19 protein-coding genes are annotated in these 18703 nt (G+C 41.4%); 13 read left to right on the plus strand and 6 right to left on the minus strand.

What is annotated here, in order from left to right:
• The first annotated feature begins 418 nt into the window (after window positions 1–418).
• From trmD to argH, 6 genes are all read left to right on the plus strand, one after another.
• Window positions 419–1141 (plus strand): tRNA (guanosine(37)-N1)-methyltransferase TrmD, encoded by a 723-nt coding sequence (trmD, locus tag V7K46_RS05635; protein ID WP_335111627.1) that lies wholly within the window; start codon window positions 419–421, stop codon window positions 1139–1141.
• 24 nt (window positions 1142–1165) lie between these two features.
• The gene (ispF, locus tag V7K46_RS05640) at window positions 1166–1651 is read left to right on the plus strand and encodes a 2-C-methyl-D-erythritol 2,4-cyclodiphosphate synthase (protein WP_335111628.1); all 486 of its coding nucleotides are present in this window, start codon (window positions 1166–1168) and stop codon (window positions 1649–1651) included.
• A gap of 458 nt (window positions 1652–2109) precedes the next feature.
• Window positions 2110–3894, plus strand: a complete 1785-nt coding sequence (locus V7K46_RS05645; protein WP_335111629.1) for an ABC transporter substrate-binding protein — start codon at window positions 2110–2112, stop codon at window positions 3892–3894.
• Window positions 3895–3971: 77 nt separating this feature from the next.
• The gene (larB, locus tag V7K46_RS05650; RefSeq protein ID WP_335111630.1) at window positions 3972–4760 is read left to right on the plus strand and encodes a nickel pincer cofactor biosynthesis protein LarB; all 789 of its coding nucleotides are present in this window, start codon (window positions 3972–3974) and stop codon (window positions 4758–4760) included.
• Window positions 4761–4867: 107 nt separating this feature from the next.
• A complete protein-coding gene (locus V7K46_RS05655) occupies window positions 4868–5074 on the plus strand; it encodes a hypothetical protein (protein ID WP_334797964.1) in 207 nt (68 codons plus the stop codon).
• 75 nt (window positions 5075–5149) lie between these two features.
• Window positions 5150–6538 carry an argininosuccinate lyase gene (gene argH / locus V7K46_RS05660; RefSeq protein WP_335111631.1) on the plus strand — a complete coding sequence of 463 codons (1389 nt, stop codon included), beginning with the start codon at window positions 5150–5152 and terminating at the stop codon, window positions 6536–6538.
• A 70-nt stretch (window positions 6539–6608) separates the two neighbouring features.
• On the opposite strand, the gene V7K46_RS05665 is transcribed toward argH, so the two are convergent.
• Together V7K46_RS05665 and V7K46_RS05670 are read right to left on the minus strand one after the other, a co-directional pair.
• Window positions 6609–6776, minus strand: a complete 168-nt coding sequence (locus V7K46_RS05665; RefSeq protein WP_012412073.1) for a hypothetical protein — start codon at window positions 6774–6776, stop codon at window positions 6609–6611.
• Window positions 6777–7280: 504 nt separating this feature from the next.
• Complete coding sequence (locus V7K46_RS05670; RefSeq protein WP_335111632.1) at window positions 7281–7865, minus strand: PEP-CTERM sorting domain-containing protein; 585 nt, start codon at window positions 7863–7865, stop codon at window positions 7281–7283.
• A gap of 613 nt (window positions 7866–8478) precedes the next feature.
• Between V7K46_RS05670 and V7K46_RS05675 the strand changes: the two genes are divergently transcribed.
• On the plus strand, window positions 8479–8973 hold the full coding sequence (locus V7K46_RS05675; protein WP_298921009.1) for an NUDIX hydrolase: 495 nt from the start codon (window positions 8479–8481) through the stop codon (window positions 8971–8973).
• A gap of 90 nt (window positions 8974–9063) precedes the next feature.
• Window positions 9064–9882, plus strand: a complete 819-nt coding sequence (locus tag V7K46_RS05680; protein ID WP_335111633.1) for an alpha/beta fold hydrolase — start codon at window positions 9064–9066, stop codon at window positions 9880–9882.
• Window positions 9883–9982: 100 nt separating this feature from the next.
• On the opposite strand, the gene V7K46_RS05685 is transcribed toward V7K46_RS05680, so the two are convergent.
• The gene (locus V7K46_RS05685; protein WP_335111634.1) at window positions 9983–10516 is read right to left on the minus strand and encodes a hypothetical protein; all 534 of its coding nucleotides are present in this window, start codon (window positions 10514–10516) and stop codon (window positions 9983–9985) included.
• Window positions 10517–10758: 242 nt separating this feature from the next.
• Complete coding sequence (locus tag V7K46_RS05690) at window positions 10759–11592, minus strand: pantothenate kinase (protein ID WP_335111635.1); 834 nt, start codon at window positions 11590–11592, stop codon at window positions 10759–10761.
• A 110-nt stretch (window positions 11593–11702) separates the two neighbouring features.
• Here V7K46_RS05690 and V7K46_RS05695 point away from each other — a divergent pair, with 110 nt between their 5' ends.
• From V7K46_RS05695 to V7K46_RS05715, 5 genes are all read left to right on the plus strand, one after another.
• A complete protein-coding gene (locus V7K46_RS05695) occupies window positions 11703–13427 on the plus strand; it encodes a diflavin flavoprotein (protein WP_335111636.1) in 1725 nt (574 codons plus the stop codon).
• A gap of 153 nt (window positions 13428–13580) precedes the next feature.
• Window positions 13581–15293, plus strand: coding sequence for a diflavin flavoprotein (locus V7K46_RS05700; RefSeq protein WP_335111637.1), 1713 nt, complete (start codon window positions 13581–13583; stop codon window positions 15291–15293).
• A 903-nt stretch (window positions 15294–16196) separates the two neighbouring features.
• Window positions 16197–16472 carry a BrnT family toxin gene (locus V7K46_RS05705; protein ID WP_335111638.1) on the plus strand — a complete coding sequence of 92 codons (276 nt, stop codon included), beginning with the start codon at window positions 16197–16199 and terminating at the stop codon, window positions 16470–16472.
• On the plus strand, window positions 16456–16698 hold the full coding sequence (locus tag V7K46_RS05710) for a hypothetical protein (protein WP_335111639.1): 243 nt from the start codon (window positions 16456–16458) through the stop codon (window positions 16696–16698). Before V7K46_RS05705 ends, V7K46_RS05710 begins: the two co-directional genes overlap by 17 nt.
• 65 nt (window positions 16699–16763) lie before the next feature.
• The gene (locus tag V7K46_RS05715; protein WP_335111640.1) at window positions 16764–17093 is read left to right on the plus strand and encodes a nuclear transport factor 2 family protein; all 330 of its coding nucleotides are present in this window, start codon (window positions 16764–16766) and stop codon (window positions 17091–17093) included.
• Between the two features lie 169 nt (window positions 17094–17262).
• On the opposite strand, the gene V7K46_RS05720 is transcribed toward V7K46_RS05715, so the two are convergent.
• Both V7K46_RS05720 and V7K46_RS05725 read right to left on the minus strand, forming a co-directional pair.
• Complete coding sequence (locus tag V7K46_RS05720; RefSeq protein ID WP_335023385.1) at window positions 17263–17589, minus strand: RNA recognition motif domain-containing protein; 327 nt, start codon at window positions 17587–17589, stop codon at window positions 17263–17265.
• 266 nt (window positions 17590–17855) lie between these two features.
• Window positions 17856–18398 (minus strand): phycobiliprotein lyase, encoded by a 543-nt coding sequence (locus V7K46_RS05725; RefSeq protein ID WP_335111641.1) that lies wholly within the window; start codon window positions 18396–18398, stop codon window positions 17856–17858.
• Window positions 18399–18703 lie beyond the last annotated feature (305 nt).

The raw sequence follows: 18703 nt of genomic DNA on the forward strand, positions 1-18703 counted from the left end.
CTCCAAATTCTCGCTTAACGCTCGCGTTGCCTCAGTCTAAACGTCTTCGTTCCCATCCTCAAAGCCAGGGCCTTGTTTTTCACCTGTCCACTTGCAGCAGGGCAAAATAGTCTTTAAGGGGCTATATTCCCCCTCTGGGGCTGGGGACGAGCAGTTAAGACTATGCTTTTTTCTGAGGCTGGCTCGATGCATCCTGGAAGTTGTTAACTTGATATGATTATTAATTTAAATGTACTTGTGACAACATTTAAACATAAATTAAGTAATTAGAAAAACTTTTGATCCCATCTAAAATCCAAGAGGTCTGGTAGTTTTAGATACTATTGATAAAGTTTAACTGGAGTTTGACTCGACCTTGGCTTGGCGGTGTTTGCTAGACATCCAAATTTAAGATTAGTGTCCTCGAATACGAATAACTGTGCGCTTTGATATAGTTACACTTTTTCCTGACTGTTTTAACTCTGTTCTCAATTCTGGGTTACTGAGTAAAGCCTTAGCCAAACAGATTGCCCAAGTGCATCTGATTAATCCACGGGACTTTACCACTGACAAACACCGGAAGGTGGATGATGAACCCTACGGCGGTGGGGTAGGGATGCTAATGAAGCCAGAACCGATTTTTACCGCTGTGGAGTCGCTGCCAACTCTACCCCGAAGAGAAATAATTTTGATGAGTCCACAGGGTCAAACGATTAATCAACCTCTTTTGAAAGAATTGGTGACAAATTATGACCAGTTAGTAGTTATTTGCGGGCATTACGAAGGAGTGGATGAGAGGGTGCTGCATTTGGTAACTCGGGAAGTATCTTTAGGCGATTTTATTCTGACTGGCGGCGAAATTCCAGCAATGGCTTTGATTAATGGTGTAGTGCGACTAATACCAGGAACCGTTGCCAAAACAGAGTCCCTGACAGCAGAAAGTTTTGAGGAGGGGTTATTGGACTATCCCCAATATACTCGTCCTGCCAATTTTCGCGGTTTGAAAGTGCCTGATGTATTGCTCAGTGGAAATCACGCAGCGATCGCCCGGTGGCGTTACGAACAACAAATTGAAAAAACCCGCGATCGCCGCCCCGATCTCCTGGAAAAATTGGAGCAGGAGGAGCTGGGGAAGATGAAGGAGATTGAAAATAACTACTAAACAATCCCCAATAATAAATAACAAATGACTAAAATTCGGATTGGTAACGGCTACGATATTCACCAATTGGTGAGCGATCGCGCTTTGATTTTAGGTGGAATTCAAATTCCCCATGAACTGGGTTTATTAGGTCACAGTGACGCTGATGTGCTGACTCACGCGATTATGGATGCGATGCTTGGGGCATTATCTTTGGGGGATATCGGTCATTATTTTCCCCCTAGTGATCCCAAATGGGCGGGAGCAGATAGTTTAGTACTATTAACTCAAGTACATCAACTGATTCGGGATCAAGGTTGGCAGGTGGGAAATATTGACTCGGTAGTAGTAGCAGAACGTCCAAAATTAAAACCGCATATTCACAATATGCGCGACAAACTAGCGGCTGTTTTAGAATTACAACCAAATCAAATTGGCATCAAAGCTACTACGAATGAAAAATTAGGCCCCGTTGGACGAGAAGAAGGTATATGTGCTTATGCTGTTGTCTTGCTAGTTGCTTTTGAGTAACTTGTTTTTGGTGCATCATAATCGTGAGGATTTAAACTAATAGATTGATATGAGATAGCAACCAAGCAGAAATGATTACATTGTTTACTAGCATCCTGAATAAGAGCTTAAATAGAACTATTCTAGAAAAACGCATTGTAGATAAATTGATTTAAGAGTGCATAATTCACTATGCACATTTACATCGTGAATAGATACAAGTAGTATAAATTCTGGCATCGCTGAATCAAGGGATGAAATTTTATGAATTGAAGTCTAAAACTTCTTATCCTCTCTGTGCCTATGCGTGAGATAAATCATCCCGTAAATAAGTACACCAAAGTTATAATAAATTCAGTAAATATAAAGTTTTCGAGGTTCTACAGAATACTGATACTCAGTTTTTTGATAAAATCCAAAACTTTTTTTATTGGTTACAATCTCAAGAAAATTAATTCCAGTATTTGTGTATTAAAACTATGAAATTTGCTAATACTATCCTTCCTTTAATTAAACGCTTTTGGTTTGTAATAATTCTGGTTTCAGCCATAGCACTTACAGTTAGTGCTTGCAACCCAACTAACTTTAAAACCTCGGCTGCTCAAGTACCTCAATTAGTAGATAGTATTCTGACTGACCCTAAAACTTTTAACTACCCTCTTAGCCAAGAGTCACCAAATATTTTTGGTCTGACTTATGAAGGATTAACTACCCAAAACCCTATAACTGGGAAAATCGAGCCAGACTTAGCCCAATCATGGCAAATTTCTGACGACAAATTGCGATTTGTTTTTACCCTGAGAGAGGGATTGAAATGGTCTGATGGTCAGCCATTAACAACAGATGATGTGGTGTTTACCTTCAACGATATTTACCTCAATGAAGCAATTCCGACGGATGCTAGAGATGTCTTACGGATTGGTGAAAGTCGTGCATTACCCAAGGTGCGAAAAATTGATGATCGGCAAGTTGAATTCATTAATCCGGAACCATTTGCGCCGTTCTTGGTAACTATAGGATTACCAATTTTGCCTGCCCATAGCTTAGAAAAATCTGTAAAGACAAAAGACCAAGAGGGTAAGCCAACATTTCTATCAATGTGGGGCGTTGATACTCCTCCCGATCAAATTGTTGTCAACGGTCCTTATAAGTTAGAGCGCTATGACACAAGTCAACGTGTAATTTTCCGACGCAACCCTTACTATTGGCGCAAAGGACCAAAAGGAGAACCCCAACCTTATATTGAACGGGTAGTGTGGCCAATTGTGGAATCAACAGATACTTCACTGCTACAATTTCGTTCTGGCAGTTTAGATACTGAAGGAGTTTCCCCAGAATACTTTTCTTTGCTGAAGGGGCAAGAAAAGCAGGGTAATTTTAAAATTTACAATGGTGGACCAGCAACTGGTACGACGTTTATTTTGTTTAATTTGAATAAAGGTAAAAGGGATGGAAAACCCCTGGTAAATCCAGTAAAATCGAGTTGGTTCAACACTGTGGAATTTCGGCAGGCAGTAGCTTATGCTATTGATCGCCAAACAATGATTAACAACACTTTTCGCGGTTTAGGTACTCCACAAGATTCATCAATTTCTGTGCAAAGCCCCTATTACCTTTCACCTAAGGAAGGGCTAAAAGTTTATAATTACGATCCGCAAAAAGCGAAAGAACTGCTATTAAAAGCAGGATTCAAATATAACGACAAAAACCAACTAATAGATGCCCAAAGGAACCGCGTCCGCTTCTCGTTATTCACTAATGCTGGGAACAAAATCCGCGAAGCAATTGGCTCGCAAATTAAACAAGACTTGAGTAAAATCGGGATTCAAGTCGATTTCACTCCACTGGCATGGAATACTTATACAGATAAGCTTTCTAACTCCTTAGACTGGGAAGCTTCGATGCTGGGTTTGACAGGTGGATTAGAACCGAATGATGGGGCTAACGTCTGGTCTCCCGAAGGTGGATTACATATGTTTAATCAAAAACCCCAAGCAGGACAAAAGCCGATTGAGGGTCGGGAGGTGGCTCCTTGGGAAGCAGAAATTGGTAAGCTTTATATTAAAGGAGCAAGGGAGTTAGATGAAGCGAAGCGAAAAGAAATTTATGCCGAAACCCAACGGATTACCCAGGAAAATTTACCGTTTATTTATCTAGTTAACCCCTTGTCACTGTCAGCTGTACGTAATCGTTTTGAAGGTATCAGATTCTCCGCCCTTGGTGGCGCATTATGGAACATTTATGAAATTAAAGTAATTGATTAGTCATTAGTCATTAGTCATTAGTTATCCATTAACTAATGGCTAATTATAAATAACAAAGTACAAAGGACAAACGACTAATGACCGATGAAAAAGCTTTGCGATCGCTCCTCGAAGCGGTTGCCAATGGTAAAGTTACGCCAGATACGGCATTAGACTCACTCAAAGATTTAGCTTATGAATCTGTGGGTGAATTTGCCAAAATTGACCACCATCGCCAGCTAAGAACTGGTTTCCCAGAGGTGATTTGGGGCCCCGGTAAGACGCCTGATCAAATTGCTCAAATTATGGAGGTGATGCGCCTCCGTAATCCGGTGGTGATGGCAACCCGCATTGAACCAGCAGTTTATACAGCACTGCAATCAAAAGTTAGCGGTTTGCGATATTACGAATCGGCGCGAATTTGTGCGATCGCTCCCCCTACCATCGAACCACAATTCTGGGGTGAAATTGGCATTCTTTCTGCTGGTACTGCCGATTTACCCGTTGCCGAAGAAGCTGCTGTCACTGCTGAACTTTCTGGTTTTCAGGTACAGCGCCTCTGGGATGTTGGTGTTGCTGGGATTCACCGCTTATTAAGTAACCGTCACTTGATTGAGTCAGCATCGGTGTTGATTGTCGTGGCAGGGATGGAAGGCGCTTTACCCAGCGTTGTTGCAGGTTTAGCGAGTTGCCCTGTGATTGCCGTACCCACCAGCATCGGTTATGGCGCAAGTTTTGGCGGTTTAGCACCTTTATTGACAATGCTTAACTCTTGTGCAGCAGGAGTAGGCGTAGTAAATATCGATAATGGTTTTGGTGCAGCAGTGTTGGCGGGGCAAATTTTGCGAACAGCCGAGAAATTGCGGTTGGCATCGCCTGCATCTTGAGTTAAGACATTGAAGTTATATCCAAATATTTCAGTAAATATCAGTAATTAATGTAAATAATAAACTGATGCTGAAATTTGCCACCCCTAACTTCTTAATCACCAAAGATGAGCAATTACAGCGATTTGACATCTCAGTTACTTTGGCATTTGCCTGTAAATTTGACAGCAGTAGCACCAACAATCACCGACCCAGACGTTATGGGTCAGATGCAAAAAGCTTGGAGCCACTTTATACAAACAGGTCAAGTGTGGGCATTGTTGATTGGTTTACTCATTGGCTATATGATTCGGAATTTAACTAGCTACGGTTAAAGTAATTTTGAATTTTAGATTTTGGATTCATGATTAATCCAAAATCTAAAATTGATGCCCCTTTCTTGATAATTTATGACCGAAAAACAAACTTGGAGCCAGCGGTTTGAATCAGCGTTGCATCCGGCGATCGCTCGTTTTAATGCCAGTATAGGTTTTGATATTGAATTAATAGAATATGACCTCACTGGTTCTCAAGCTCATGCCAAAATGCTAGCTCACACGGGCATTATCTCCGAAGAAGAAGGAGAGCAACTGGTTGCAGGTTTAGAACAAATTCGCCAAGAGTACCGCCAGGGGAAATTTCAGCCTGGTGTCGATGCTGAAGATGTCCATTTTGCAGTTGAACGACGACTGACAGAAATTGTCGGCGATGTAGGTAAAAAGTTGCATACGGCGCGATCGCGTAATGACCAAGTTGGCACCGATACCAGACTTTACCTGCGCGACCAAATCCAACAAATCAAAAGTGAATTGCGGGAATTTCAAGGTGTTTTACTGGATATAGCCCAAAAGCACGTTGAAACCCTGATTCCTGGCTATACTCACCTACAACGCGCCCAACCCCTAAGTTTAGCTCACCACCTCTTGGCATACTTTCAAATGGCGCAACGCGACTGGGAACGCTTAGGAGATGTTTCTCGCCGCGTGAATATCTCACCTTTGGGGTGCGGTGCTTTAGCGGGAACGACTTTCCCGATTGATCGCCACTACACAGCCAAGCTCTTGGATTTTGATGATATTTATGCTAATAGCCTTGATGGAGTCAGCGATCGCGATTTTGCGATCGAATTCTTGTGTGCTGCTAGCTTGATTATGGTTCACCTCAGCCGCCTTGCAGAAGAAGTCATTCTTTGGTCATCTGAAGAATTCCGCTTTGTCACCCTCAAAGATAGCTGTGCCACGGGTTCCAGTATTATGCCCCAAAAGAAAAACCCCGATGTACCAGAATTGGTGCGGGGGAAAACGGGACGTGTATTCGGTCATCTTCAGGCGATGTTAGTGATTATGAAGGGGCTACCCTTGGCATATAACAAAGACCTGCAAGAAGATAAAGAAGGTCTATTTGATAGTGTCAACACAATCAAAGCCTCTCTAGAAGCGATGACGATTTTGCTCAGGGAAGGCTTGGAATTTCGTACCCAGCGGTTAGCAGAAGCTGTGGCGGAAGATTTTTCCAATGCTACCGATGTAGCAGATTATCTGGCAGCACGGGGCGTTCCTTTTCGGGAAGCTTACAACCTTGTGGGTAAGGTGGTAAAAACTAGCATTGCCGCAGGTAAACTCCTAAAAGATTTGACATTGGAAGAGTGGCAAGAACTACATCCGGCATTTGCAGCAGATATTTATGAGGCGATATCCCCCCGTCAAGTTGTGGCAGCCCGCAATAGTTACGGTGGTACTGGCTTTGTACAGGTAAGCAAAGCGCTCATAGCCGCCCGCGCTCAAATTGCTGTCGAGTAATAAATAAGGGCGTACAAATGTGCGCCCTAAAAAATAAATAATCTAAATAACAAGGATTTAAGCAGACAGCTTAGTCAGTGTCAGCAGCTGTTGCTGCGCCTTCTTCTTCTTCACTCTTCGGTGGTCTTTGTTGGAACCTTCTCTGCATTCTTCCTGTAGTAGTCCGTTTACGAAACTTTCTGGCATACGCCTGGTTCCGTAGCGCCTTCTCTTTTTTCGGGTTACGGCGCTTGGCCATGTTCACCTCATTAATAAACAACAAAAAAGTCGCAACTAGGCATTACGTAGGCAATATCAGCTACCAATGTTATTGATATACTTGTAGCCTAGTGCAGCAATCAATACGCTTTAAACAATGTACTAGTCTACCGCAATAAACTTGTTATGTCAATAAAAATTTAGAATTATCCCCACCAGCTAGACGAAAAATACCTTTTTTTAGATTCAAATACGTCAAAGAGATGTAAATAAGCTAACTAATTGTTGTTCTAAAAACAAACCAATTAAGAAGTTATCCCACTAATAAAATTCAGTATTCGCTAGACCTAAATCGAATACATTGCTTTCACCTTCATCATTCAACGCAAAGTGAAATAAAGTGGAATAGATACAAGCAAAATTTACAGAAAGTCAGCGCTCGATTACCCACTCCTTTTAGGGGTGGGATGAGCTTAACGTTTTGCCCTATTTGTGCAACAACGCTTTTTATTAATGGTTTTAGGAAAGTTTTTCAAGCTTCTTCTCAGTTAATTTGATGGCTTATTACGTTTGAGTGCTGAAGGGACACCGAGAGTAGCGAGGGCAAGTAAGCTAAGGATAGAGGTGGGTTGGGTCCAGGTACGGTGATTATGGTTGCAGAAAAACTAATGGGTAACTCACTATCTTCCGTCCCAAAATTTTCAAAACCTGGTGTCAGTGGTGGCGCAGAAAAAACCTCTAAATAACTTGGTGTTGGCAAGAAACTAGCGAAAAACGGATTAGAATAGTTTCCCCCCGATGTAGAATACCCAAAACCATTACCTGTTAACTGTTGAGTATTCAGACTAACTAAATTATCAACATCAAAAGGTTCGTTTCCTGGTATTGGAGTTTCTACAGGTTGCAGACCAGTAATTGTTTCACGATTTCGTGTACCAGTAATTCCCAAAATATGATAAAAACCCAAATCGTCAGGGGTGTTATCAGTGGTAAAAGTACCAATCGCCTCTATACCAGTACCAGAATAATTCCACTTCCAAGTTAAAGCAGAGGCGGGTTGCATTGTCTGGAAAAACAATCCAGATGTGATGGCGAGGACTATGGCAGATAGTAGAACGAGATTTTTCATAGAAGTTGTGCGATCGCTTTTGGCGTCTCAAAAGCGATCGCGGTTCTTATAGAGAGTTTTCGTATATTAAGCTTAAGCTAATGAGCATTTAAGTTGCATACAACCAGGGCTTCACCCCTTATTACAAGCTAATTAACTCTTGAAAGACTTAGATAGGAGCGTCGAAAGGTTTATTTTGAAGCATTTATTGATCTCACTATTATCTACATCTGGATTTACAAAATATTTTTAGTGGCATAGGTTCAACATTATCAAGAATTAGGTGGCAATGTCAAACGCCGCTTAATTGTCTCTTCAGAATTCAGAATTTAGACTTATTATTCAGATGAATTTTTTGAATGTGTGCTGAAAAACTATTAATGATAGCTGGTTTGGACAAGCCTAATGTTAGTTCTAAACTGAAGTTTTCTGACTTAAAAAATTTAATGTATAGATTAATACAGTGCTTCTCTTGAAACTTGATGTTAGTATTAATAATATTCTACGTAAATCGTGAGAATAAAATCTCAAACCACAAACATTTTTGTATAAAACAAAACTCAACAAAATTTTTATTAGTTGAGTCTATGTAAGTGGTAGGGAACTATAGAATACAACACAGAAATTTTAAAGATTGAACGTTATTGCTTTTTTTCCGGCAGCTGTGCAGTCCACACGTAGCTTATGGCGGATTGGACAAACAGTACTGGGTATTATATTTCGTCATCCCATTACTGGCACTAGTATCATCCCAATTTTACCCGATGGTCAGATAGTACTGATCCGGCGACGTGATGATGGTCTTTGGGCATTGCCTGGAGGGATAGTAGATTGGGGAGAAGATATTCCCAACACAGTCCACCGGGAATTGATGGAGGAAACTGGGCTAGAATTGGCGAAAATTAACCGTTTGGTAGGAGTTTACTCCGCACCAGACCGTGATCCCAGAATTCACTCAATTTGTATTGTGGTTGAAGCTGAGGTACATGGGACAATGGAAATTCAGGATACTTTAGAAGTCATGGAAATCCAAGCTTTCTGTCCCAATTTTCTACCTTTAGGACAAATGTCTCACGATCATACTCGGCAGTTGCAAGACTACTTAAAAGGCTTGACAACATTGGCATAATAATATTTTGTCATTAGTCATTTGTCTTTTGTCAGATGCTAATGACTAATGACTATTAATTATGGTGCTAAAAGTTAACTACTAAATAAAATGGGTACACTATTCCGTAACTCCCGGAGAAAGCTCTCTCAAGGGCTGATATTCTGGCGTGAAGTCGGTGAAAAAACTCCTATAATTTTTTTACATGGTGCTTGGAATGAGAGCAGTCAATGGTTATCTGTGATGGAGTCTCTTGCACAAGATTTCCATTGCTTCGCACCTGATTTGTTAGGGTTTGGTGAGTCAGAGAATCCTAATATCCACCATTCGATAGATTTACAAGTAGAATGTTTATCTGAATTTTTGCAAGCTGTCAAGTTAGAAAAAGTGTATTTAGTAGGGCATTCTCTTGGGGGTTGGATTGCTACTAGCTATGCTTTAAAGTATCCAGAGAAAGTTGATGGTGTGGTACTGCTAGCACCAGAAGGCGTAGAAATAGGAGGACAAGAACAGTATTACCAAAAGATGCGGCGATTACTGAACTATCCACCACTAATAGTTAAATTGTTGCGATCGCTCACTCCTTTGACTAAAATCTTAGGTTGGCATGAAAAAATTGCACAAGACTTGCAGCTGCGTCAGGCGCTATTGCCGTATCCTATAGGTTGCCAATTACTTTTCAAACGGCGACAAACAGAAATTGAAGCGGAATTAGTGCAAAAGCAGCTTTACATGATAGATGTCCCAGTTTTTATTTTACAAGGTAGCCAAGATACAGCAGATGCTTTAGCCAAGAGCCGGGTTTATGCTCAACTAATGCCAAAAGTCGATTTAAAAATGATTACCCATGCCGGAAACGATTTACCAGAATCTTGTGCTGGGGTTGTAGCGATCGAGATTCGGGAGTTTATAAAGGAAATTAATAATTAGAGTCAAGCGGGTTCAGAAAACTTATATCTATAAAAAAACGTTTATTTATATTAATTAAATAAACGTCAGAGTCAATATAATAGCTAGGTCAAAATTTAAGTTATTGATTTTCTGCGATATCGATGCTTAGTCTATCTCCAGTTTCTGCATCCACTACCATTAAAATTTTCGATTTTTTAAATTTTTCTGGACGTGGTGTTTTTTCATCACGGACTCGTTGTGCTACATCAATCCCGTTTGGTGCGTCAATTTCAATTAACCAGACACGACGGTTAGGGTGTACTTGAGCGTTTTCGATGCTATCGCCGCCAAGTTTACTTTTAAATTTGATGTAATCGGCGTAAGTTACAAGCCGTGCATTTTTGAGATTTAAACCCTGTCTTAATTGTCCAATCGCACGTTCTTTTGTAATCATTTGCAAAATGGGTTTTGCGCTGTTATCTGGGTAAAGATATTCTGTCGGTGTTGTTGGTGATGGTGGCTCAGGAATAATAGGCTTGTTTAATTCAGGGGGTCTTCTCAATCCCGGAGGATCACTGTTATCTGGGTTATCTACTGAATTTTGCGCTAATAATGATGTCGTTGGAATTGTGATACCAATCGCCAAAATACCTAAAAACAAAAGCTTTTTCATTTTTTACTCTTTTGATTACAATCTATTAAGGACATAAGAATTGAATAGTATTTGGGTTCCCATTTTGTATAGGAAACCAAAGCGAATACCAGCCATAGCTATTAGTTTCGCGGGTGACAGGTGCAGATCCGGTGTAATTATGAAAACTAAATGTATGCTTTCTGTAAGTTTTTTATTAACCGTATATTTACTTACTGAGATAAAATCAGTAAACACTGATTAGCTAACAAGATTTTATGAAGCTAATCTAAACACATTCCCCAAAAAATCAAATTTGGTTCCACAATTAAACATGCTGCTATTTCAGGATATAAGGCTTGTAGATAGTTTAGTAATAAAGTGCGATCGCCCCCTTTAATCGCAATTTTACCATTAGGAAATAATTGCCACCACGCTTCAACAAAATCTTTGATTCCAGCTATGAAAGTGTAAATAACTCCACTTTGAATTGCTCCTGTAGTATTAAGTGCAAAACGTGGTGGTAGAGACAGAAAATTTTGCATTTCTACTAATGGTAATTGTCCTGTTTGTTGACTGAGAGTCGTAAACTGCAAGCCTAGTCCTGGCAGAATTGCACCTCCAATCAGACACTGATTATCATCCGCAGCCGTAAAAGTCAGTGCTGTCCCAGCGTCAATCACCAACATTGGAAAACCCCAAGTTTTCCCCGCACCCCACAAAGCTAAAGCGCGGTCAATTCCTAATGTAGGATAAACACCTTTTAGTGGTATTTGGTCTAAGCTAATAACACGAACATTGGGGTAAATTTGCCAAATAGCAGTTTGGCTGGGAACTACAGAGGCGAGGACGAGGGGAGGCGGTGACGCAGGGAAGGAATTGTCTGCATGTCTTTGTTGTTCATCAGTTCTCTGATCGGGTGGAAAAATTTTCTCTAGTAAATCATTCAGGGTTTGACATTCAGCCAACTGCTGTATAACAGACTCTGGTATATAGTCGGTATCCCAAGCTGAGGAAAGCGTCTCGCCTAGAAATAATCCCCAATGCAGTCGAGAATTCCCAATTTCCAAAGCTAGCCAAACATTCTCTGTTTGTTCTGGGTGCTTATACGGTTTCACTGTTTTAACTTTTTTAGGTCAGTCAGAGATATTTTAATAAAAATTAACATTCAAGCCGTGTAACAATAAACCTAGAGGAATAAATACTCAATTTGTCAAGGAGGGGAGTTATGGTAGCGCTCACCGAAAAAATTGAAAAACGGCTCACCATACAGACTGTGGAAATCGCTCAAGAGACGACGGCTATTCGCTCTTTGGATTGGGATCGCGATCGCTTCGATATTGAGTTTGGTCTGCAAAACGGTACTACTTATAACTCGTTTATCATCCGTGGGGAGCAGACTGCCTTAGTTGATACCTCCCACGAAAAGTTCCGTCAACTGTATTTTGATACGCTTACCGGACTAATCAAGCCAACAGAGATTGATTATTTGATTATCAGCCACACCGAGCCAGACCACAGCGGCTTAGTTAAAGATTTGCTGCAAATGGCTCCGGAAATTACCGTTGTCGGCTCTAGGGTAGCGATTCAGTTTCTGGAGGATTTAATACATCAGCCATTCAAACGGCGGATTGTGAAAAATGGCGATCGCTTGGATTTGGGCAATGGTCATGAATTTGAATTCGTGATTGCTCCAAATTTACACTGGCCGGATACCATTTTCAGCTTTGACCACAAAACCAAAATTCTCTATACCTGCGATGCCTTTGGGCTGCACTATTGCTCAGATAGCACCTTTGATGATGACTTGGCGGCTATCGAAGAAGACTTTCATTACTATTACGATTGCTTGATGGGGCCGAATGCGCGGTCAGTTTTGTCTGCCCTGAAGCGGATGGCGGAATTGAAAACCATCGGCATGGTTGCCACAGGACATGGGCCATTATTATCCCACAATGTTGAGGAACTAATCGGACGTTACCGCACTTGGAGCCAAACACAAACCAAGGCAGAAACGGCAATTGGGATATTTTACGTTTCAGAATACGGATATAGCGATCGCCTTGCTCAAGCAATTGCCAACGGTATCGGTAAAACTGGTGTCGCCGTGGAAATTGTCGATTTGGGATCTGAAGTCGATTTACAAGAACTGCGGGAAGTAGTTAGCCGCTGTACTGGACTAATCGTTGGTCTACCTCCGGCTTCTGGCGCTGCTAGCATCCAAGCTGCACTCAGCACAGTTTTAGGATCTGCCAAAGAAAAGCAAGCCATCGGCGTGTTTGAAACTGGCGGTGGCGATGATGAACCGATAGATCCGTTGGTGAGTAAATTCCGCAATTTGGGTTTGACAACAGTTTTTCCAGCAATTCGGATTAAACAAACACCCACAGAAAATACCTACAAGCTGTGTGAAGAAGCGGGTACAGACTTAGGGCAATGGGTAACACGCGATCGCACTATCAAAGCCATGAAATCTCTGGGTGCTGACTTAGATAAAGCACTCGGTAGACTCAGCGGCGGACTATATATTATCACTGCTAAAAAGGGTAATGTTTCCAGTGCCATGCTAGCCTCTTGGGTGAATCAAGCCAGCTTCAAACCCTTGGGATTTTCCATTGCAGTAGCCAAAGATCGGGCAATTGAATCACTCATGCAAGTAGGCGATCGCTTTGTTCTTAACATCTTAGAACAAGGTAATTTCCAACCACTAATGAAGCACTTTTTGAAGCGGTTCGCCCCTGGCGCTGATCGCTTTGAAGGTGTGAGAACCCAGCCAGCCGAAAATGGTGCCCCCATCCTCAACGACGCCCTCGCCTACATGGAGTGCGAAGTCGTCAGTAGAATGGACTGTGGCGACCATTGGGCAGTATACAGCACCGTCTACGCCGGACGAGTTTCTAAGCCAGATGCTTTAACTGCTGTGCATCACCGTAAAGTCGGAAACCACTATTAACAGAGGGAGTGGGGAGTGGGGAGTAGGGAGTGGTATTTCCTAATTCTTAATTCCTCATTACCCTAAAAGCCATGTAGTAAAGCATTATTAAAAAAGGGAATAGGGAGTGGTGATTCCTACTTCTTATTCCCCACTCCCCATTCCCTACTCCCCATGTCAACAAATAAACCCCGTGACGTTCAAGTTTATCCAATAGCTACAGATACAAGAATATTGCGATCGCGCAGTTGGTCTAGGCTGAGATTTGAAATTGAATATGCTCTTGCTAAAGGTACAACTGCTAATTCTTATTTAATAGAAAGCGAGAAAACCGCCATAATCGACCCTCCAGGGGAAACCTTTACGGAAATTTATTTAGAAGCTTTGCAGCAGCGTTTCCATGTCGAAGAGTTAGATTATGTAATTTTGGGACATGTCAACCCCAACCGCGTTGCGACTTTAAAAGCTTTACTAGAAATTGCCCCGCAAATCACTTTTGTTTGTTCTAATCCGGGGGCAAAAAATTTACGTGGGGCGTTGGAAAATCCAGATTTGCAAATTCTTGTCATGCGGGGAGAAGAAACTCTAGATTTGGGCAATGGGCATAATTTACAATTTATTCCTACCCCCAATCCCCGCTATGCAGATCAACTTTGCACCTACGATCCGCAAACAGAAATTCTCTATACAGATAAGTTATTTGGGTCCCATGTTTGCGGTGACCAGGTATTTGATGAAGGCTGGGAAATATATAACGAAGATCGGCGCTATTATTTTGATTGCCTAATGGCTCCCCATGCCCGTCAAGTTGAAACAGCGCTAGATAAACTTGCCGATTTTCCCGTGAGAATGTATGCCACTGGACACGGGCCTTTGGTACGCTATGGCTTAATCGAACTAACCAAAGCTTATCGGGAATGGAGTCAACAACAAACATCTGCTGACTTGACAGTAGCGTTAATTTATGCATCAGCTTACGGGAATACAGCCACATTAGCCCAAGCGATCGCTCGTGGGATTACAAAAGCTGGCGTTGCTGTAGAATCGATTAACTGCGAATTTACTGAACCAGAAGAAATCCGGGCGGCTGTGGAAAAAGCCGGCGGTTTCATCATGGGTTCTCCTACCCTTGGTGGTCATGCACCCACACCCGTGCAAACAGCTTTAGGAATTGTATTATCCACTGCTACTAACAATAAACTCGCAGGTGTTTTTGGTTCCTTTGGCTGGAGTGGGGAAGCAGTTGATTTAATCGAAGGTAAATTGAAAGACGCTGGCTATCGGTTTGGCTTTGACACCATCCGCGTAAAATTCAAACCTAACGATGTCACCTTACAATTATGTGAAGAAGCTGGAACCGACTTTGCCCAAGGACTGAAGAAAGCTAGAAAAGTGCGATCGCCAAGGCAACCTGCAACAAGTGTAGAACAAGCAGTTGGTCGGATTGTCGGTTCTCTTTGTGTTCTCACAGCAAAAGAAGGCGATCGTTCCAGTGCCATGTTAGCCTCTTGGGTGGCTCAAGCCAGCTTTAGTCCCCCTGGTTTAACCATAGCTGTAGCTAAAGACCGCGCAGTAGAAACACTGACACACTCCGGCAATAAATTTGTCCTCAATATCCTCAAAGAAGGTGATCACTTGGGGTTGATGAAGCACTTCCTCAAACCCTTTGGTCCAGCACAAGACCGATTTGCAGATGTCGCCACCCAAGAAACTGAGAGCGGTTCTCCCATACTTACCGATGCATTAGCATATCTAGAATGTTCCGTACAAAACCGGATGGAATCTGGCGATCATTGGTTGGTTTATGCAACCGTCGAGAGTGGCAAAGTGCTAAATCAAGATGGCGTTACAGCCGTGCATCATCGCAAGTCGGCAACTCATTATTAATCAATCATGACTAATTTCCGACCCCAGCCGATTTTTGCTAGTACAATTATCCCCCTCCTCGCTTGCGGGGAGGGGTTAGGGGTGGGGTACTTTAATTTTGGGCATACTTGCTAGGGATCAGATTATGTCTGATAGCGGATCTTGTTGAATGTATGAAATAAAAATATACTTATCTTAGTATATTTTATAATAAAATTATGAAACTTATAATAATCCATGTAATTAACAATACTCCGCATAGAATCAGGCAGCGATAACGCCATAAAAACGAAGGGCTTGGTAATTGTAACTAAATTACTAAAATTACTAAAAAATGAGTTAGTGAGTTAGAATGTAAATAAGATAAATAAAAAAAGCCCGTGAACTCCATAATTTACGAGCTTGAATAATTAAATGACTGAAAAAGCTATTACCAGTAGCCTAATCATTTTGTCATTTTTGTTTCAAAAGTGTAATTCCTGAAATTACCGATTTTACTGCCGAGTCTGTATGCGCTGCTGTATTGGCTACATTTAAAGATATGTAAGCCAACACAAACAATGAAGCAAAAGACATTATAATGTCTTTCTTCAAAATTTCCTCCTATGTTTAGTTTGAATCCCCAGAGAAAAATTCTTATATTAGGGGATTAATTACTATTGTACAGTAAAAAACACTTGCTTGATCTAGAAATACTGAAAAGATCCAAGCTAGAGCTTAGGGCTAATTTGTTTTAAGGCTGGAAATTATACAGCACTACTGGTTTGATTTTTTGCAAAAACTCCATAAATCCTGAAAACTTTTAACCAGAGCGATCGCAGTAATATTCAATGAATACAGTTGTGGTAAACCTACAGCCAATCGTTCACCTAATCGATGAGCAGTTTTATCAAATCTGCATAGTTAATCAGATATGATCTGGTCATGGAGTTCGAGTGGGATAAATCAAAAGCAGCCGCAAATTTGAAGAAGCATGGTGTTAGCTTTGAAGAAGCCAAAACTGTCTTCGGCAATTCTCTGGCAGTCATCTTTGATGATGAAGCGCACTCTATAGATGAGCAGCGAGAAATCATTATTGGTCACTCTCAACAAAATCTCTTGCTGTTGATTTCCTTCACTGAGCGTTCCAATGCTATCCGTATCATCAGCGCCCGTCTAGCTACTCGAAAGGAACGTGAAGATTATGAACGAAATACATGAAGAAAAATCGCAAAATTCTGACGACGAGCTTCAGGCTGAGTATGGCTTTGATTATCATAAGGCAAAGCCCAATCGCTTTGCTGCCCGTAGTGGAACCCAACAATTAACAGTTGTGGTCTTAGATGAAGATGTGGCTCAGGTTTTCACCACAGCAGAATCGGTCAATAAAGTGTTAAGGGCGTTGATTGAGTCAATGCCACAAGCAGCAAACGGCGAGACAGCCTAACAACGCCGTTGCATCAGACGGTTGCAAGCCGTCTTATCAAAAGTTTAATCAACTCCAGTAAGTAGATGAAAGCAGACGATTTACAGGAATCGCTTCTTTGTGAATTTGAGGAGTGTTTGCTTCAATCCGATGTACGAAAGTCAGCTAAAGATGTCATGGACTTACTTGCTGAGGAGTTCATTGAGTTCAGAAGTTCAGGGCGTGTTTTTGATAAGCAGCAAATTATCAACAGCTTGCAGAATGAACCCATTGAATCCCTGACTCAAAGAGCGATAACAGAATTTAAAACCTTAGTTTTGGCAACAGGGGTTGTTTTAGTAATGTATAGTCAGATATATATCTGGGGAACAGCCTGTTCATTCGCTGCGAAGTTCCATCTGGAAATTGAACAATGATCGATGGAAAATGATTTTTCATCAGGACATTCTGATTAGAGAATCATAGGCGCGGTATAATTAATAACTATCCAAAATTATTCACAGTTCAAGTTTTGCATAAAAAAGGCTCAAGCATTGCTGCCTGAGCCTTTTCTAGATTCAACTAAGTTGCTTTCGCCTATTTAGCTTAGTAGCGACCACCACCGCCACGGTTGTAGCCGCCGCCACCACCGCCACGATTACCACCACCACCGAAGGAACCACCTCGGTCTTCTCTGGGCTTGGCCTTATTTACTTTCAGGTCACGACCCAGCCATTCAGCCCCATCAAGAGCTTCAATGGCTTTTGTTTCTTCATCTTCTGAACTCATTTCCACGAAAGCAAAGCCGCGTAAACGACCTGTTTCACGGTCAGTAGGCAACTGAACACGTTTTACAGAACCATATTCTGCAAAAACAGCACTCAGTGCATCTTGTGTAACTTCATAGGAGAGGTTACCAACGTAAATTGACATTAAATGTCTCCAAAATCATAAGTTTGTAGAGATTTAGATTTCGGAGAGAAGTCTGTAATACCAAGAGGAAAAAGCCTGTCAATACTAAAAACAAACACTGTCGCCGAATTAATTCTCATTTCACTTCCCATGATGACATGACAACTAATTTTCTAGAGTAAAGTTTGACAAAATGTTATAAAAAGTTATATAGCAGTTAAGAGCTAAGTGCTGGGTAGTACCAAAACGGGTGAAGCTGTAGCTGCCAGCCACACCCACCCGATAAACTAATCCTCCACTCTCTTTTCTAAATATTGACCAATCATCAACTGCTCACCAGCACGGGAGATGATGGTCTGTCTGGTGCGGTATTTGCTGCCAATTAGTTTTAACTCTTCTTCAAACACTGAACCGTTGTATTCAGTTCGCAAACACAGTGTTTTCGGGTTGGAGAAATAATACTGGGCGGTGACTGGTTTGGATATGGCAAAACCGCGATCGCGATACAAAATGTTTCCCATAGCCCCAAATATCGTTGAACCTTGCGACTCTTTCCTGGCCTTGGCCACATCCGTACTTTCCCATGTAACTGCTGCACCACAGATCAAACTGACTGTATCAGGCAAATCGTGCATCTGAGCTAGCTTTTGCAATTGATCACAGCCCTGCTCTAGAAAATTGATCGTAACTATACTCTCCATCTCCTTGGTTTCTCCCTGAGGTAAGGTGTAATAGCGTCGTTGCGATCGCCACTTACCCACTGATTCCTGGAAAAATTCCGAAATCTGGGATTCATCTGTAGTTTGGACAATTTTTAATAATGATGTCACTCGTAACTTTCCTCATTTAAGATTTGTGGCTGTAGTAGATATCGGTCTTTTCTTTGCTATATATGCAATTGCTTGATCTAAATATTACAGCGTCAAGAAAAGCAATTTATCTTTACTATTCTTAATATATTAGATCAAGCGTAAAAATTACTAGGCATTTTGCTATAGTTAAATTTTGCTATGTAAGCATAAGTATAGTTATTTGATACTGCCCATTTTAAAAGTAGGGGCATAAAAGTCCGATATCTTCAGGAAACGCAAGTCTTCTACTAAGGGCAGATTGCAAAAAATTTAAAAGTATTTAT

It is taken from the genome of Nostoc sp. (assembly GCF_036917395.1).
In the GTDB taxonomy this organism is placed as follows: Bacteria; Cyanobacteriota; Cyanobacteriia; order Cyanobacteriales; family Nostocaceae; genus Nostoc.